Annotated in this window: 25 protein-coding genes; 24 read left to right on the top strand and 1 reads right to left on the bottom strand. The window is 63.5% G+C overall.

Annotated features, from left to right (window positions below):
• The 24 genes from ACODS4_RS09940 to ACODS4_RS10055 form a co-directional block, all read left to right on the top strand.
• Nucleotides 1-440 (top strand): EF-Tu C-terminal domain-related protein (locus ACODS4_RS09940; RefSeq protein ID WP_488863165.1); only part of this gene is annotated, 440 nt, incomplete at its 5' end.
• Between the two features lie 473 nt (nt 441-913).
• Nucleotides 914-1,222 carry a 30S ribosomal protein S10 gene (rpsJ, locus tag ACODS4_RS09945; RefSeq protein WP_085555136.1) on the top strand — a complete coding sequence of 103 codons (309 nt, stop codon included), beginning with the start codon at nt 914-916 and terminating at the stop codon, nt 1,220-1,222.
• A 61-nt stretch (nt 1,223-1,283) separates the two neighbouring features.
• Nucleotides 1,284-1,997, top strand: a complete 714-nt coding sequence (gene rplC / locus ACODS4_RS09950; RefSeq protein ID WP_298369615.1) for a 50S ribosomal protein L3 — start codon at nt 1,284-1,286, stop codon at nt 1,995-1,997.
• Between the two features lie 5 nt (nt 1,998-2,002).
• Nucleotides 2,003-2,623 (top strand): 50S ribosomal protein L4, encoded by a 621-nt coding sequence (gene rplD / locus ACODS4_RS09955; RefSeq protein WP_298369612.1) that lies wholly within the window; start codon nt 2,003-2,005, stop codon nt 2,621-2,623.
• Nucleotides 2,620-2,937 carry a 50S ribosomal protein L23 gene (locus ACODS4_RS09960; RefSeq protein ID WP_488863168.1) on the top strand — a complete coding sequence of 106 codons (318 nt, stop codon included), beginning with the start codon at nt 2,620-2,622 and terminating at the stop codon, nt 2,935-2,937. The genes rplD and ACODS4_RS09960 overlap by 4 nt, the downstream gene beginning before the upstream one ends.
• Nucleotides 2,938-2,953: 16 nt before the next feature.
• The gene (gene rplB, locus ACODS4_RS09965; protein WP_119832090.1) at nt 2,954-3,781 is read left to right on the top strand and encodes a 50S ribosomal protein L2; all 828 of its coding nucleotides are present in this window, start codon (nt 2,954-2,956) and stop codon (nt 3,779-3,781) included.
• Nucleotides 3,782-3,793: 12 nt separating this feature from the next.
• A complete protein-coding gene (gene rpsS / locus ACODS4_RS09970; RefSeq protein ID WP_119832091.1) occupies nt 3,794-4,072 on the top strand; it encodes a 30S ribosomal protein S19 in 279 nt (92 codons plus the stop codon).
• Nucleotides 4,073-4,075: 3 nt separating this feature from the next.
• Nucleotides 4,076-4,471 (top strand): 50S ribosomal protein L22, encoded by a 396-nt coding sequence (rplV, locus tag ACODS4_RS09975; RefSeq protein WP_119832092.1) that lies wholly within the window; start codon nt 4,076-4,078, stop codon nt 4,469-4,471.
• Nucleotide 4,472: 1 nt separating this feature from the next.
• Nucleotides 4,473-5,222: a 30S ribosomal protein S3 gene (rpsC, locus tag ACODS4_RS09980; RefSeq protein WP_488863172.1), complete on the top strand. Its 750-nt coding sequence runs from the start codon at nt 4,473-4,475 to the stop codon at nt 5,220-5,222.
• Between the two features lie 12 nt (nt 5,223-5,234).
• The gene (gene rplP / locus ACODS4_RS09985) at nt 5,235-5,666 is read left to right on the top strand and encodes a 50S ribosomal protein L16 (RefSeq protein WP_119832094.1); all 432 of its coding nucleotides are present in this window, start codon (nt 5,235-5,237) and stop codon (nt 5,664-5,666) included.
• Nucleotides 5,663-5,869: a 50S ribosomal protein L29 gene (gene rpmC, locus ACODS4_RS09990; RefSeq protein WP_298369593.1), complete on the top strand. Its 207-nt coding sequence runs from the start codon at nt 5,663-5,665 to the stop codon at nt 5,867-5,869. Before rplP ends, rpmC begins: the two co-directional genes overlap by 4 nt.
• An 11-nt stretch (nt 5,870-5,880) precedes the next feature.
• Nucleotides 5,881-6,135, top strand: coding sequence for a 30S ribosomal protein S17 (gene rpsQ, locus ACODS4_RS09995; RefSeq protein WP_488863173.1), 255 nt, complete (start codon nt 5,881-5,883; stop codon nt 6,133-6,135).
• Nucleotides 6,136-6,155: 20 nt separating this feature from the next.
• Nucleotides 6,156-6,524: a 50S ribosomal protein L14 gene (gene rplN / locus ACODS4_RS10000; RefSeq protein WP_012973215.1), complete on the top strand. Its 369-nt coding sequence runs from the start codon at nt 6,156-6,158 to the stop codon at nt 6,522-6,524.
• On the top strand, nt 6,524-6,841 hold the full coding sequence (rplX, locus tag ACODS4_RS10005; protein WP_119832098.1) for a 50S ribosomal protein L24: 318 nt from the start codon (nt 6,524-6,526) through the stop codon (nt 6,839-6,841). The genes rplN and rplX overlap by 1 nt, the downstream gene beginning before the upstream one ends.
• Before the next feature lie 10 nt (nt 6,842-6,851).
• The gene (rplE, locus tag ACODS4_RS10010) at nt 6,852-7,394 is read left to right on the top strand and encodes a 50S ribosomal protein L5 (protein ID WP_488863176.1); all 543 of its coding nucleotides are present in this window, start codon (nt 6,852-6,854) and stop codon (nt 7,392-7,394) included.
• A gap of 15 nt (nt 7,395-7,409) precedes the next feature.
• Nucleotides 7,410-7,715 carry a 30S ribosomal protein S14 gene (gene rpsN, locus ACODS4_RS10015; protein WP_119832100.1) on the top strand — a complete coding sequence of 102 codons (306 nt, stop codon included), beginning with the start codon at nt 7,410-7,412 and terminating at the stop codon, nt 7,713-7,715.
• 12 nt (nt 7,716-7,727) lie between these two features.
• Nucleotides 7,728-8,126, top strand: coding sequence for a 30S ribosomal protein S8 (gene rpsH / locus ACODS4_RS10020; RefSeq protein ID WP_298369573.1), 399 nt, complete (start codon nt 7,728-7,730; stop codon nt 8,124-8,126).
• Between the two features lie 12 nt (nt 8,127-8,138).
• Nucleotides 8,139-8,672 carry a 50S ribosomal protein L6 gene (gene rplF, locus ACODS4_RS10025; protein WP_488863178.1) on the top strand — a complete coding sequence of 178 codons (534 nt, stop codon included), beginning with the start codon at nt 8,139-8,141 and terminating at the stop codon, nt 8,670-8,672.
• Nucleotides 8,673-8,677: 5 nt separating this feature from the next.
• Entirely contained in the window at nt 8,678-9,040 is a 363-nt protein-coding gene (rplR, locus tag ACODS4_RS10030; protein WP_298369567.1) for a 50S ribosomal protein L18, read from the top strand.
• 12 nt (nt 9,041-9,052) lie between these two features.
• Nucleotides 9,053-9,622 carry a 30S ribosomal protein S5 gene (gene rpsE / locus ACODS4_RS10035; RefSeq protein WP_488863180.1) on the top strand — a complete coding sequence of 190 codons (570 nt, stop codon included), beginning with the start codon at nt 9,053-9,055 and terminating at the stop codon, nt 9,620-9,622.
• 2 nt (nt 9,623-9,624) lie between these two features.
• Nucleotides 9,625-9,816 carry a 50S ribosomal protein L30 gene (rpmD, locus tag ACODS4_RS10040; RefSeq protein WP_119832105.1) on the top strand — a complete coding sequence of 64 codons (192 nt, stop codon included), beginning with the start codon at nt 9,625-9,627 and terminating at the stop codon, nt 9,814-9,816.
• Nucleotides 9,817-9,820: 4 nt separating this feature from the next.
• Nucleotides 9,821-10,306 carry a 50S ribosomal protein L15 gene (gene rplO, locus ACODS4_RS10045; protein WP_488863182.1) on the top strand — a complete coding sequence of 162 codons (486 nt, stop codon included), beginning with the start codon at nt 9,821-9,823 and terminating at the stop codon, nt 10,304-10,306.
• A gap of 139 nt (nt 10,307-10,445) precedes the next feature.
• Nucleotides 10,446-11,786 carry a preprotein translocase subunit SecY gene (gene secY / locus ACODS4_RS10050; RefSeq protein WP_488863184.1) on the top strand — a complete coding sequence of 447 codons (1,341 nt, stop codon included), beginning with the start codon at nt 10,446-10,448 and terminating at the stop codon, nt 11,784-11,786.
• Nucleotides 11,786-12,430, top strand: a complete 645-nt coding sequence (locus ACODS4_RS10055) for an adenylate kinase (RefSeq protein WP_488863186.1) — start codon at nt 11,786-11,788, stop codon at nt 12,428-12,430. Before secY ends, ACODS4_RS10055 begins: the two co-directional genes overlap by 1 nt.
• Nucleotides 12,431-12,508: 78 nt before the next feature.
• Here ACODS4_RS10055 and ACODS4_RS10060 read toward each other — a convergent pair whose 3' ends face one another.
• A complete protein-coding gene (locus ACODS4_RS10060; RefSeq protein ID WP_488863188.1) occupies nt 12,509-13,276 on the bottom strand; it encodes a FadR/GntR family transcriptional regulator in 768 nt (255 codons plus the stop codon).
• Nucleotides 13,277-13,327 lie beyond the last annotated feature (51 nt).

Here is a 13,327-nt window from a genome sequence, read left to right on the forward strand (position 1 = left end):
AGGCCACGGTGAAGACGACCGTGACCGGCGTTGAAATGTTCCGCAAGCTGCTCGAGTCGGGCCAGGCTGGCGACAACATCGGCGCGCTGCTGCGCGGCACGAAGCGCGAAGACGTCGAGCGCGGCCAGGTTCTGGCCAAGCCGGGTTCGATCACCCCGCACACCAAGTTCAAGGCCGAAGCCTACATCCTGACGAAGGAAGAGGGCGGTCGCCACACGCCGTTCTTCACCAACTACCGTCCGCAGTTCTATTTCCGCACGACCGACGTGACGGGCATGGTCTCGCTGCCGGAAGGCGTGGAGATGGTGATGCCGGGCGACAACATCGCCATGGACGTCGAACTGATCGCCCCGATCGCCATGGACGAAGGTCTGCGCTTCGCCATCCGTGAGGGTGGCCGCACCGTCGGCGCCGGCGTCGTCGCCTCGATCAGCAAGTAAGTTCGTTTGGGTTGCGACGGGCGGAGCCGGGTGATCGGCTCCGCTTCGTTCGCTGGTTCTAGCTATTGGGCGCAAGCTCTGACCGCCGCCGCCACGTGCCGATCAGGCATTCTCCTTCAATGGGAGAATCAGGATTGACACGGGGGCGGCGTCGTCATAGAGATTACGCCCTCTGGATTTTGGGTTGGTGGTAGGCAGGTTCGGCCTAGACGCAGCCCGATAACGAACGGCAAACGGCGCCCCGCCAATTCTTGGCTTCACGGCGCTCAGAGCTGACCGGAACATCCCTTCCGCGCGTCCGCGCGGGGGATGTTCTTTTCGTATCGGCCCGTCATAAACGGTCAGAGTGTCGCCCGCCGCCCGCTTTCACGGAACGGCGCGCGGCTCATTGCCGTCAATCGGTCCGAGAAGGTTTGTGGGGGTTCCGGTGACGCGTCCGCGTCATCGCTACGAGGTGCAAGGGACGTTTGGACATGGACAGCCAGAACATCCGCATCCGCCTGAAGGCGTTCGATCATCGCGTGCTCGACCAGTCGACCAGCGAGATCGTCAACACCGCCAAGCGGACCGGCGCGCGCGTGCGGGGGCCGATTCCCCTGCCGACGCAGATCGAAAAGTTTACGGTGAACCGTTCGCCGCACATCGACAAGAAGTCGCGCGAGCAGTTCGAGATCCGCACCCACAAGCGTTTGCTCGACATCGTCGATCCGACGCCGCAGACGGTGGACGCGCTCATGAAGCTCGACCTCGCCGCTGGCGTGGATGTCGAGATCAAGCTCTGATTTTGGTTTGGTGAGGGACCTCTCCGCTCAACGGATGTCCCTGGTCAGGAGATAAAGAACAATGCGATCCGGTTTGATCGCGCAGAAGCTGGGAATGACCCGCGTCTTCACCGACGACGGTCAACACATCCCGGTGACTGTGCTGAAAGTCGACAGCTGCCAGGTCGTCGCCGTTCGCACCGAAGAGACGGACGGCTACACCGCCGTTCAGCTCGGCGCGGGCGCCATCAAGGTGAAGAACGTCACGAAGCCTGAGCGTGGGCATTTCGCCAAGGCGCGCGTGGAACCCAAGCGCAAGCTGGTCGAGTTCCGCGTTGACGCCGATGCCCTGATCGAAGTCGGCGCCGAGATTTCGGCCGCCCATTTCGTCGCCGGGCAATTCGTGGACGTCACCGGCACCTCCATCGGCAAGGGCTTCGCCGGTGCGATGAAGCGGTGGAACTTCGGTGGTCTGCGCGCCACGCACGGCGTGTCGGTGTCGCACCGCTCGCACGGTTCGACGGGCAACCGTCAGGATCCCGGCAAGGTCTTCAAGAACAAGAAGATGGCCGGCCATCTCGGCGACGAGAAGGTCACGGTCCTGAACCTCCAGGTCGTGTCGGTTGACGAGGCCCGTGGTCTGATCCTGCTGAAGGGCGCCGTCCCCGGCGCCGAAGGCGGTTGGCTGCGCATCCGCGACGCCGTGAAGAAGAAGGCCCCGGAAGGCCTGCCCTTCCCGGCGGCCATCAAGGCTGCGCCGACGGCGGTTGACGCCCCGGCCGAGTCGCAGGAGTGAGCGCCATGAAGGCCACGATCAAGAATCTGAACAACGAAGCCGTTGGCGAGATCGAGCTGTCGGAGGCCGTGTTCGGCCTGCCGCACCGCACCGATCTGCTGGCTCGCATGGTCAACTGGCAGTTGGCCAAGCGCCGCTCCGGCAACCATAAGACCAAGGGCATCAGCGAGATTCGCGGAACGACCAAGAAGCCCTATGGGCAGAAGGGCACCGGTCGCGCTCGTCAGGGTTCCATCCGCTCGCCGCAGTTCCGTGGCGGCGCGACCATCTTCGGCCCGGTCGTTCGTTCGCACGAGCATGACCTGACCAAGAAGGTCCGCAAGCTGGCCCTGAAGACCGCCCTGTCGGCAAAGGTCGCCGAAGGCAAGCTGATCGTTCTCGACAGCGCCGCCGCCGACAGCCACAAGACCAAGGAGCTGGCGGTTCGCCTGGCCACCCTGGGTCTGACGTCGGCGTTGATCATCGATGGCTCGAACCTGGACGAGAATTTCGCCAAGGCCTCGCGCAACATCCCGCTGATCGACGTGCTGCCCGAGCAGGGCGCCAACGTCTACGACATTCTCCGCCGCGACACGCTGGTCCTGACCCGCAACGCGGTTGAGCAACTGGAGGCTCGCCTGAAATGAGCAAGCAGTCGAAACCTTCGGTGACTCAGGAGCGGATGTACGACCTGATCCTCGCTCCCGTCATCACCGAGAAGTCGACGATGGTGTCGGAGCACAACCAGGTTGTCTTCCGTGTGCCCCTCACGGCGTCGAAGCCGGAGATCAAGGCCGCCGTTGAAGGTCTCTTCAACGTCAAGGTGACTGCCGTCAACACCCTGATTTCCAAGGGCAAGACCAAGCGGTTCCGCGGCGTCATGGGCCGTCGTTCGGACTTCAAGAAGGCCGTCGTTACCCTCGCCGAGGGTAATAAGATCGACGTGACCACGGGCATCTGAGCGGGAGTGTGATCCGATGGCTCTGAAGCAATACCGCCCAATCACTCCGTCGCTCCGCCAGCTGGTCATCGTTGACCGCTCGGAGCTGTGGAAGGGCAAGCCGGTCAAGGCTCTCACCGAGGGTCTGACCAAGTCCGGCGGCCGCAACAACACCGGGCGCATCACCGCGCGCCGGATTGGTGGCGGTCACAAGCGCGTCTACCGTCTGGTGGACTTCAAGCGCCGCAAGTTCGACGTCCCGGCCGTGGTTGAACGGCTGGAATATGACCCGAACCGCACGGCCTTCATCGCGCTCATCAAGTACCAGGACGGGACCTTGTCCTACATCCTGGCGCCGCAGCGTTTGAAGGTTGGCGACACGGTCATCTCGGGCGAGAAGGTCGATGTGAAGCCCGGCAACGCGATGCCGCTGCGCAGCATCCCGGTCGGCTCGATCGTGCACAACGTCGAGCTCAAGGCGGGCAAGGGTGGTCAGGTCGCGCGTTCGGCGGGCACCTACCTCCAGCTCGTTGGCCGCGACGGCGGTTACGCCCAGCTCAAGCTCCCCTCGGGCGAGCTGCGTGTGGTGCGTGGCGAGTGCATGGCGACTCTGGGCGCGGTGTCGAACCCCGACCAGATGAACACCAACCTCGGCAAGGCTGGCCGCAAGCGTTGGCTGGGCGTTCGTCCGTCGGTGCGTGGCGTCGCCATGAACCCGATCGACCACCCGCACGGTGGTGGTGAAGGTCGCACGTCGGGTGGCCGTCATCCGGTCACGCCGTGGGGCAAGCCGACCAAGGGCAAGAAGACGCGTCACAACAAAAAGACGGATGGCCTGATCCTGCGCCGCCGTCATTCGAAGTAAGGAGGTCGAACGATGGCACGCTCCGTTTGGAAAGGCCCGTTCGTCGACGGCTATCTGCTCAAGAAGGCGGACAAGAGCCGGGCTTCGGGTCGCAACGAGATCATCAAGATCTGGTCGCGTCGCTCGACCATCCTGCCGCAGTTCGTGGGTTTGACGTTCGGCGTCTACAACGGCCACAAGTTCCTGCCGGTCATTATCACCGAACACATGATCGGTCATAAGTTCGGCGAGTTCGCTCCGACGCGGACCTTCTACGGTCATGCGGCGGACAAGAAGGCGAAGAGGAAGTAAGCCATGGGCAAGTCTGCCAACCCCAGCCGGGTCGCGGAGAACGAGGCCCTGGCCCGCAATCCGATGATCCGCACCAGCCCGCGCAAGCTCAACCTCGTCGCCCAGCTGATCCGCAACATGGATGCCAGCCGCGCCGTCGCCGAGTTGACCTTCTCCAAGCGCCGCATCGCGGTCGAGGTGAAGAAGGTGCTTCAGGCGGCGATCGCGAACGCCGAGAACAATCATCAGCTCGACGTCGACCGTCTGTACGTGTCGTCGGCGACGGTTGGTCGCGCTCTGGTGATGAAGCGCTTCCATGCCCGTGCCCGCGGTCGCGGCGCCCGGGTTGAAAAGCTGTTCAGCAACCTGACGATCATCGTTCGCGAACGCGACGCTGCCGTTGCCGAAGGGGCCGAATAAGATGGGTCAGAAAATCAACCCGATTGGGCTGCGTCTCGGCATCAATCGGACCTGGGACAGCCGCTGGTTCGCCAAGCGCGACTACGCCAACCTGCTGCACCAAGATCTGAAGCTGCGCGGTTATCTTCAGGGCCGCCTGCAACAGGCTGGCGTCTCGCGCGTCGTGATCGAGCGTCCGGCCAAGAAGGCCCGCATCACCATTCACTCGGCCCGTCCGGGCGTGGTGATCGGCAAGAAGGGCGCGGACATCGAGAAGCTGCGTCTTGAACTGTCGAAGATGACCGGCAGCGAGGTGAGCCTGAACATCGTCGAAATCCGCAAGCCGGAAATCGACGCTCGCCTCATCGCCGAGAACATCGCCAGCCAGCTTGAGCGCCGTGTGGCCTTCCGTCGCGCCATGAAGCGCGCCGTGCAGTCCGCCATGCGTCTCGGCGCCCAGGGCATCCGGATCAACTGCTCCGGTCGTCTGGGCGGGGCGGAAATCGCCCGCATGGAATGGTATCGCGAAGGCCGCGTGCCGTTGCACACCCTGCGCGCCGACATCGATTACGGTATCGGCACCGCCAAGACCACCTACGGCACCTGCGGTGTCAAGGTGTGGGTGTTCAAGGGCGAGGTCATGGCTCACGACCCGATGGCGCAGGACAAGCGCATGGGCAATGAGCTGGTGCCCACCGATGGCGAGCCGCGCCGTGATCGTCATGATCGCCGCGACCGTCGTGAGCGCTCCGAGCGCTCCGAACGCGAGTAAAGGGGCCGAGCGATGCTTTCTCCCAAGCGCACGAAATACCGCAAGGCCCACAAGGGCCGCATCCACGGCAACGCCAAGGGCGGCACCGATCTGAACTTCGGTTCGTTCGGTTTGAAGGCCCTGGAGCCGGAGCGCATCACGGCGCGGCAGATCGAAGCGGCTCGCCGCGCGATCACCCGCGCGATGAAGCGCCAAGGCCGTGTCTGGATCCGCATTTTCCCGGATCTCCCGGTGTCGACGAAGCCCGCCGAAGTCCGCATGGGTTCCGGCAAGGGTACGCCGGAATACTGGGCGGCGCGGGTTAAGCCGGGTCGCATTCTGTTTGAGCTGGACGGCGTGCCCGCAGATGTGGCAAAAACCGCCTTCGCTTTGGCCGCTGCGAAGCTGCCGATCAAGGTTAAGCTTGTGACCCGCCTCGGCGGTGTCGAGGAGGGCGCGGCATGAAGGCCGTAGACATTCGGACCAAGAGCGCGGATGAGCTGAACGATCAGCTCCTCCAGCTCAAGAAGGAACAGTTCAACCTGCGCTTCCAGAAGGCTTCCGGCCAACTGGAGAACACGGCGCGGGTGAGCGTGGTGCGTCGCGACATCGCCCGCATCAAGACCATCATCGGCGAGCGTGCCCGCTCCGCCGAAGCCGGCAAGTAAGGGGATAATCCATGCCTCGCCGCGTTATGCAGGGCACGGTGGTCAGCGACAAGGGCGACAAGACCGTTACGGTTCTCGTCGAACGCCGCGTTATGCACCCCGTGTACAAGAAGTTCATTCGTCAGTCGAAGAAGTACGCCGCCCACGACGAGGGCAACCTCTTCAAGGTCGGCGATGCGGTCTCGATCATCGAATGCCGTCCGATCTCCAAGCGCAAGCGTTGGACGGTCGTGACTGAGGCGGTCGCCGACAACGGCGCCGCGTGACAACCGAAAGGTCGTAAACCATGATCCAGATGCAAACCAACCTGGAAGTCGCCGACAACAGCGGGGCGCGCCGGGTGCAGTGCATCAAAGTGCTTGGCGGGTCCAAGCGGAAGGTGGCCACGGTCGGCGACGTCATCGTCGTGTCGGTCAAGGAAGCCATTCCGAAGGGACGCGTCAAGAAGGGCGACGTGCATCGTGCCGTCATCGTCCGCACCGCGAAGGAACTGCGTCGGGAGGACGGATCGGCGATCCGTTTCGACCGGAACGCTGCCGTGCTCATCAACAAGCAAGGCGAGCCGATCGGCACCCGTATTTTCGGGCCGGTCACTCGTGAGCTGCGCGGCAAGAAGTTCATGAAGATCATCTCGCTGGCGCCGGAGGTGCTGTGATGGCCGCGAAGATCAAGACCAAGGACAAGGTCGTCGTTCTGACCGGTCGTGACAAGGGCAAGACCGGCGAAGTCATCAAGGTCCTCCCCAAGGAGGGCCGCGTCGTCGTGCAGGGCGTGAATCTGGTGAAGAAGCACCAGCGCGCCAGCGCGAAGTCGCAGGGTGGCATTGTCGAGTTCGAAGCGCCGATCCAGGCATCGAACCTCGCTCACATCGATCCGAAAGACGGGAAGCCGACTCGCGTTGGCTTCAAGGTTCTTGAGGATGGCCGCAAGGTGCGTGTCGCCAAGCGGTCCGGCGAAGTCATTGACCTGTGAGGGCCCGGGCATGACCGCACGTCTCAAAGACGTTTACGACTCCAAGATCCGCGCTTCGCTGAAGTCCGAGTTCAATTACTCGAACGATTTTGAAGTTCCGCGCATCGAGAAGATCGTCATCAACATGGGTGTCGGCGAAGCTGTCGCCGATTCCAAGAAGATCCAGTTGGCCGTCGCCGAACTGACCGCCATCTCCGGCCAAAAGCCGGTTGTGACCAGGTCGTCCAAGTCGATCGCGCAGTTCAAGCTGCGTGAAGGCATGGCGATCGGCTGCAAGGTCACGCTCCGCCGGGATCGTATGTACGAGTTCCTGGACCGCCTGGTGACGATCGCCTTGCCGCGCGTCCGCGATTTTCGCGGCGTCTCGGGCAAGAGCTTCGATGGTCGTGGCAACTACGCCATGGGCGTCAAAGAGCAGATCATTTTCCCGGAAATCGATTACGACAAGATCGATCAAATCCGTGGAATGGACATCATCATCGTCACCTCGGCGAAAACCGATAAGGAAGCCAAGGCTCTCCTTAAAGGTTTCGACATGCCGTTCGTGAGCTGAGGCTGGAGCACGACCATGGCTAAGACCAGTTCCATCGAAAAGAACAAGCGTCGCGCCCAGCTGGCCAAGCAGTACGCGCCCAAGCGCGCCAAGCTGAAGGCCATCGCCAGCGACCGTTCGCTCCCTCCCGAAGAGCAGTTCGCCGCCCGCCTCAAGCTGGCCGAACTGCCGCGCAATTCTTCCAAGACGCGCGTGCGCAACCGTTGTGAACTGACCGGGCGTCCCCGGGCGTTCTATCGGAAGTTCAAGCTGTGTCGTGTCATGCTTCGCGAACTGGCCTCGACGGGCCAGATTCCGGGCATGACGAAGTCGAGCTGGTAAGGGGGGCCGACGATGTCTTTGAGCGATCCGCTCGGCGATATGCTGACCCGCATCCGCAACGGTCAGCACGCCCGCATGTCCGTTGTGGTTAGCCCGGCGTCAAAGCTGCGCACCAACGTTTTGGAAGTCCTGAAGCGCGAAGGGTTCATTCGCGGGTTCTCGGAAGAGACCCTGCGTCCCGGCGTGAAGAACCTGAAGATCGAGCTGAAGTATCACGAAGGCGAACCTGTCATTAAGCAGATCGCCCGCGTGTCGAAGCCCGGCCGTCGCGTGTATTCCAAGATCTCCGATCTGCCCCGCGTGTTCAACGGGTTGGGTCTGTCGATCCTGTCGACTCCGCGTGGCGTCATGTCGGACAACGAGGCCCGCGCCGCCAATGTTGGCGGCGAAGTCCTCTGCCGCGTATTCTAAGGGGGATTCGCGATGTCGCGCATTGGCAAGCATCCTGTGCCGGTCCCCGCTGGCGTTGACGTGAACGTCAACGGTCAGTTGGTGACGGCCAAGGGCAAGCTGGGTTCGCTCAGCCTGACCCTGATCGACGACATTACGGCCACGCTGGAAGACGGCAAGGTCGTGGTGAAGCCGGCAAACGACAGCAAGCGCGCCCGCACCATGTGGGCCACCTCGCGCACGCTGATCAACAACATGGTCACGGGCGTGAGCGCAGGCTTCACGATCAACCTCGAGATCAACGGCGTCGGTTATCGCGCGGCCGTGCAGGGCAAAGAGCTGGTCATGCAGCTCGGCTTCTCGCACGACGTGAAGTACCCGATCCCGGAAGGCATCGCCATCAAGTGCGACAAGCCGACCGCGATCTCGGTGTCGGGTTACGACAAGCACAAGGTTGGTCAGGTGGCCGCGGAAATCCGTGGTTGGAAGAAGCCCGAGCCTTACAAGGGCAAGGGCATCAAGTACGACACCGAGACCGTCCTGCGCAAGGAAGGTAAGAAGAAGTAACCGCCATGCTGAAGCCAAAGCAACTCAACGAGCGTCGCAAGCAGCGCGTTCGCGCGCAGATTGCCAAGAAGGCCGGCGGGCGTGTTCGCCTCTCCGTCTTCCGGTCAAATCTGCACATCTACGCCCAGATCATCGACGACGCCAACGGCAAGACCCTTGCCTCGGCCTCGTCGGTCGAAAAGGAGCTGCGCGAGCAGCTCAAGCACGGCGGCAACGTCGAAGCGGCCAAGCGCATCGGCGTCCTGATCGCCGAACGCGCCAAGGCGGCTGGCGTCTCCGAGGTCGTGTTCGATCGCGGCGGCTATCTTTACCATGGCCGGGTCAAGGCCCTGGCCGACGCCGCCCGCGAGGGCGGGCTGTCGTTCTAAGGAGGCCCGGAAATGGCACGTGAACAAGGCGGTCGGGACAACCGTGATCGGCAGCCCCGCGACCGCGAAGAAAGCGAGCTGATTGAAAAGCTCGTTGGCATCAACCGCGTCGCCAAGGTGGTGAAGGGTGGCCGTCGCTTCGGCTTCGCCGCTCTGGTCGTGGTTGGCGACGGCAAGGGCCGCGTCGGCGTTGGATCGGGCAAGGCCCGTGAAGTCCCGGAAGCGATCCGCAAGGCGACCGACCAGGCGAAGCGCGGCATGATCCGCGTTCCGCTGCGCGAAGGCCGCACGCTGCATCATGACTCGAACGGCCACTTCGGGGCCGGCAAGGTCGTGCTGCGCGCCGCCCCGGCGGGCACCGGCATCATCGCCGGTGGTCCGATGCGCGCGATCTTCGAGGCTCTCGGCGTCCAGGACGTCGTGACCAAGTCGATCGGCACGTCGAACCCGCACAACATGATCAAGGCGACCTTCGACGCTCTTGCTCAAGTCACCAGCCCGCGCTCCGTCGCGGCGCGCCGTGGCCGTCGCGTCAGCGACATCCTCGGCCGTCGTGAGGCTGGCGCTGGTCAGGAGGCCTGACCATGACCGAGAAGAAGACCGTCGTCGTCACCCAGACCGGCAGCCCGATCGGGCGTAAGCACGATCAGCGCGAAACGCTGGTCGGCCTGGGTCTCAACAAGCTGAACCGGACCCGCGAGCTGGAGGACACTCCGGCCGTGCGGGGCATGATCGCCAAGGTCGCGCACTTGGTCCGCGTCGAGAACGAGGGCTGATGTCATGACGAAGCTCAACGACCTGCGTGACAACGCCGGTGCCCGCAAGGCGCGCATGCGCGTCGGTCGCGGCATTGGTTCGGGCAAGGGCAAGACCGCTGGCCGTGGCGTGAAGGGGCAAACCTCGCGCACCGGCGTGGCGATCAACGGCTTTGAAGGCGGGCAGATGCCTCTGCACCGTCGTCTGCCGAAGCGCGGCTTCCGGAACATCTTCGCCAAGGAATATTCGGTGGTCAATCTGGGGCACATCCAGAAGGCCATTGACTCCGGCAAGCTCAACGCCGGTGAGACCATCGACGCCGCCGCCCTTCAGGCGGCTGGCGTGACGGGTCGGGTGAAGAAGGACGGCATCCGTCTGCTGGGCAAGGGCGAGCTGACCGTGAAGGTGTCCTTCACGGTGGCGGGCGCGTCCAAGTCGGCCATCGAAGCGGTCGAGAAGGCGGGGGGCAGCGTCACGCTGACCGAAGCCGCCGACGAAGCCGCCGAGTGAAAGTGACCAGACGGCGCTGTGCTTGCACGGCGCCGTTTTCGGCACTACAAGAAGCGTAGTCGCTATGGGGCGGCCTGCACCACGCAGGACCGCCCCATTCGCGCTTATAGGCTCGCACTTACGGGACAGGGATCGGACCATGGCATCAGCGGCCGAGCAGCTTGCCGCCAACATCAATTTCGGGGCGTTTTCCAAGGCGACCGAGCTGAAACAGCGGATTTGGTTCACCTTGGCGGCTCTGATCGTCTATCGGTTGGGCACCTACATCCCGATTCCCGGGATTGATCCGCACATCCTGCAAGATGTGTTCAAGCAGCAGGGCAGCGGCATCCTCGGCATGTTCGACATGCTGGCCGGCGGCGCCCTGCACCGCATGACCATCTTCGCCCTGAACATCATGCCGTACATCTCGGCGTCGATCATCGTGCAGCTCTTGAGCGCCGTGTCGCCGCAGATGGAAGCGATGAAGAAGGAAGGCGAGGCGGGGCGGAAGAAGCTCAACCAATACACCCGATTCGGCACGGTGGCGCTCGCCACGGTTCAGGCTTACGGCCTGGCCGTCGGTCTTGAGGCGATGCGTGGGTCGTCGGGCGCGGCGGTCATCGACCCCGGCCTGTTCTTCCGCATCGCCACCGTCATCACGCTGGTCGGCGGCACCATGTTCCTGATGTGGCTGGGCGAGCAGATCACCGCGCGCGGCATCGGCAACGGCACGTCGCTCATCATCTTCGCCGGCATCGTCGCGGAGCTGCCACGCGCGTTGGTCAACACGCTGGAATTGGGGCGCCAGGGCGCTCTGTCCACGCTGTTCATCATCCTCATGCTGGTGATGGCGGTTGGCGTGGTGTTCTTCATCGTCTTCATGGAGCGCGCCCAGCGCCGTCTGTTGGTGCAGTATCCCAAGCGACAGGTGGGCAACCGGGTGTTCGGCGGCGAAGCCTCGCATCTGCCGCTGAAGCTGAACACCGCTGGCGTCATCCCGCCGATCTTCGCGTCGTCGCTGCTGCTGCTGCCCTTGACCGCCGTTGGTTTCGCTGGCGGCGAGGGACCGGAATGGCTTCAGGCGGTGTCGCGCTATCTGGCGCACGGCACCCCGCTGTACATGGCGATGTACGCGGCGATGATCGTGTTCTTCTGTTTCTTTTACACGGCCATCGTGTTCAATCCGGGCGAGACGGCGGACAACCTCCGCAAATATGGCGGATTCATCCCCGGCATCCGTCCTGGCAAGAACACCGCCGATCACATCGATTATGTGTTGACGCGCCTGACGGTGATCGGATCGGCCTACCTTGTGACGGTTTGTCTCCTCCCCGAAATCTTGATTTCCCAGCACTCGGTTCCGTTCTATTTTGGCGGCACCAGCCTTCTGATCGTCGTCACCGTGACGATGGACACGGTTGCGCAGATTCATTCCCACCTGCTGGCCCACCAGTATGAGGGATTGATTAAGAAATCAAAGCTTCGGGGGAGAAGGTAATGAACCTCATACTGCTCGGGCCGCCGGGCGCCGGGAAGGGGACGCAGGCGCGTCGGTTGGAGGACACGCGGGGGCTTGTCCAACTGTCCACCGGCGACATGCTCCGCGCGATGGTCGCCGAAGGCGGGCCGCTCGGTCAGCAGGCCAAAGAGATCATGGCGGCGGGCAAGCTGATGCCCGACGACTTGATGGTCGAGATCATTGGCGCGCGGATCTCCAAGCCCGACGTCGCCAACGGCTTCATTCTCGACGGCTTCCCGCGCACCGTGGCTCAAGCTGAGGCGCTGGACGCGATGCTGGCTGAGAAGGGGCTGAAGCTCCACCATGTCATCGAAATGCGCGTGGTGGACGAGGTTCTGGTCGAGCGTGTGACGGGGCGTTACACCTGCGCCAAATGCGGCAAGGGCTATCACGACGTCTTTGAAAAGCCGAAGGTCGAGGGAGTCTGCGACTCCTGCGGCGGCACGGAGTTCAAGCGCCGGGCCGACGACAACGCCGAAACGGTGACGACTCGTTTGTCGCAGTACCATCAGCAGACCGCGCCGATCCTGCCCTATTACCAGGATCATGGCGTGCTGAAGACGGTCGACGGCATGGCCGACATTGATGAGGTGAGCCGTCAGATCGAAGCGATCCTCGCCTGAGGCTTCGCCCGAATCGGGAATGCAAAAAGACCGCAGCCTCCGGCGAGAGGCTGCGGTCTTTTTGTTTGGCGATGGGAGTCAGTCGGCGGTGGGGGAGGGCGGCGGCGCGGTTTCCGTCGGCGCGCCGCCAGCCGCCGCGTTCATGGCGTGGTAGCGGGCCAGCACCCAGCCCAGATGGGCGGTGACGGCGTTGGCGGCGTCGTCGGCGTCGCGGCGGGCGATGGCGTCGTAGATGGCGCGGTGATGGTCGATCATCAGCGCCTCGTGGTTTTCCATGTAGGGTTCGGTGTGGTTCAACTCGACCATGTTGCCGAGAATGTCGCGGATGGTGGAGAGCAGATGGAGATAGACCGGGCTGCCCGACGCCTGGGCGACCGACAGATGGAAATCCATGTCGTCGGCGGCGCGGTTGCCGTCGCCGCCGGTTTGGGTCATCGCCGCCAGGATACGGCCGATGTTGGCGATTTGCTCAGGCGTGGCGTGTTCGGCGGCGCGGCGGGCGGCCCAACCTTCCAGCGCCATGCGGATTTCGACCAGATCGCAAAGATTGTCGTGCTTGCCGCGCACCATCGCGGTCAGGGCGCCATCCATCATCCCCGTGGACGAGACGACTCGGGTGCCGCCGCCTTGGACGGCGGTCAGGAAGCCTTGGGTCTTCAGCTTTTGCAGCGCGGCGCGGACGGACACCCGGCTGACATGGAGCTGTTCGGCCAATTGCCGTTCACCGGGCAATCGCTGTCCCGGCACCAACTCGCCGCGCGAAATGCGGTCAAGAAGCTGCTGCGCCACCCATTCCGAGATGCGCGGGGAGGAGGAGCCGTGAGCGCTGTCGTCGGTGGCGGGCACGAGGATAACCCCCTTTTCCATAAGCGATAAGTCATAGCCGTAGCGGGAGCG

It is taken from the genome of Azospirillum sp. FG154, from assembly GCF_057809575.1.

Excerpts from the sequence above, each read along its gene's own strand:
- rpsJ (WP_085555136.1), top strand. The coding sequence starts at position 914 with ATGGACAGCCAGAACATCCGCATCCGCCTGAAGGCGTTCGATCATCGC.
- rplC (WP_298369615.1), top strand. The coding sequence starts at position 1,284 with ATGCGATCCGGTTTGATCGCGCAGAAGCTGGGAATGACCCGCGTCTTC.
- rplD (WP_298369612.1), top strand. The coding sequence starts at position 2,003 with ATGAAGGCCACGATCAAGAATCTGAACAACGAAGCCGTTGGCGAGATC.
- ACODS4_RS09960 (WP_488863168.1), top strand. The coding sequence starts at position 2,620 with ATGAGCAAGCAGTCGAAACCTTCGGTGACTCAGGAGCGGATGTACGAC.
- rplB (WP_119832090.1), top strand. The coding sequence starts at position 2,954 with ATGGCTCTGAAGCAATACCGCCCAATCACTCCGTCGCTCCGCCAGCTG.
- rpsS (WP_119832091.1), top strand. The coding sequence starts at position 3,794 with ATGGCACGCTCCGTTTGGAAAGGCCCGTTCGTCGACGGCTATCTGCTC.
- rplV (WP_119832092.1), top strand. The coding sequence starts at position 4,076 with ATGGGCAAGTCTGCCAACCCCAGCCGGGTCGCGGAGAACGAGGCCCTG.
- rpsC (WP_488863172.1), top strand. The coding sequence starts at position 4,473 with ATGGGTCAGAAAATCAACCCGATTGGGCTGCGTCTCGGCATCAATCGG.
- rplP (WP_119832094.1), top strand. The coding sequence starts at position 5,235 with ATGCTTTCTCCCAAGCGCACGAAATACCGCAAGGCCCACAAGGGCCGC.
- rpmC (WP_298369593.1), top strand. The coding sequence starts at position 5,663 with ATGAAGGCCGTAGACATTCGGACCAAGAGCGCGGATGAGCTGAACGAT.
- rpsQ (WP_488863173.1), top strand. The coding sequence starts at position 5,881 with ATGCCTCGCCGCGTTATGCAGGGCACGGTGGTCAGCGACAAGGGCGAC.
- rplN (WP_012973215.1), top strand. The coding sequence starts at position 6,156 with ATGATCCAGATGCAAACCAACCTGGAAGTCGCCGACAACAGCGGGGCG.
- rplX (WP_119832098.1), top strand. The coding sequence starts at position 6,524 with ATGGCCGCGAAGATCAAGACCAAGGACAAGGTCGTCGTTCTGACCGGT.
- rplE (WP_488863176.1), top strand. The coding sequence starts at position 6,852 with ATGACCGCACGTCTCAAAGACGTTTACGACTCCAAGATCCGCGCTTCG.
- rpsN (WP_119832100.1), top strand. The coding sequence starts at position 7,410 with ATGGCTAAGACCAGTTCCATCGAAAAGAACAAGCGTCGCGCCCAGCTG.
- rpsH (WP_298369573.1), top strand. The coding sequence starts at position 7,728 with ATGTCTTTGAGCGATCCGCTCGGCGATATGCTGACCCGCATCCGCAAC.
- rplF (WP_488863178.1), top strand. The coding sequence starts at position 8,139 with ATGTCGCGCATTGGCAAGCATCCTGTGCCGGTCCCCGCTGGCGTTGAC.
- rplR (WP_298369567.1), top strand. The coding sequence starts at position 8,678 with ATGCTGAAGCCAAAGCAACTCAACGAGCGTCGCAAGCAGCGCGTTCGC.
- rpsE (WP_488863180.1), top strand. The coding sequence starts at position 9,053 with ATGGCACGTGAACAAGGCGGTCGGGACAACCGTGATCGGCAGCCCCGC.
- rpmD (WP_119832105.1), top strand. The coding sequence starts at position 9,625 with ATGACCGAGAAGAAGACCGTCGTCGTCACCCAGACCGGCAGCCCGATC.
- rplO (WP_488863182.1), top strand. The coding sequence starts at position 9,821 with ATGACGAAGCTCAACGACCTGCGTGACAACGCCGGTGCCCGCAAGGCG.
- secY (WP_488863184.1), top strand. The coding sequence starts at position 10,446 with ATGGCATCAGCGGCCGAGCAGCTTGCCGCCAACATCAATTTCGGGGCG.
- ACODS4_RS10055 (WP_488863186.1), top strand. The coding sequence starts at position 11,786 with ATGAACCTCATACTGCTCGGGCCGCCGGGCGCCGGGAAGGGGACGCAG.